Below are 348 nucleotides of genomic sequence, written 5' to 3'. Positions count from 1 at the left end.
GAGATTTCCCAACTAGTAAGACCCCTTGAAGACGACGAGGTAGATAGGCTGGAGGTGGAAGTGCAGCAATGCATGGAGCTGACCAGTACTAATCGGTCGAGGGCTTATCCTACAAGCTTTCTGAAGGGAAGTTGCTTCAGGAGCATATGCTACAAATCGCAAAATGTTTCGTATCTAGTTTTCAGGGAGCAAATCCTTGAATACCGCATTTGTAAAATGCTCGTTTGGTGGCGATAGCGGAGGGGTTCCACACGTACCCATCCCGAACACGACCGTTAAGCCCTCCAGCGCCGATGGTACTTGGACCGCAGGGTCCTGGGAGAGTAGGACGCCGCCAAGCGAAAACCC

General features: G+C 51.7%; 2 rRNA genes. Both read left to right on the top strand.

Annotated elements, in window-relative coordinates:
- Window positions 1-112: ribosomal RNA gene (locus tag KJS58_RS25115) — 23S ribosomal RNA — on the top strand; the annotation flags it as partial.
- Window positions 113-223: 111 nt separating this feature from the next.
- Window positions 224-340, top strand: a 5S ribosomal RNA gene (rrf, locus tag KJS58_RS25110).
- Window positions 341-348: the final 8 nt, after the last annotated feature.

It is taken from the genome of Paenibacillus sp. J45TS6, assembly GCF_018403285.1.
Taxonomy (GTDB): Bacteria; Bacillota; Bacilli; order Paenibacillales; family Paenibacillaceae; genus Paenibacillus.
This window is presented reverse-complemented; position numbering and strand designations above follow the sequence as displayed.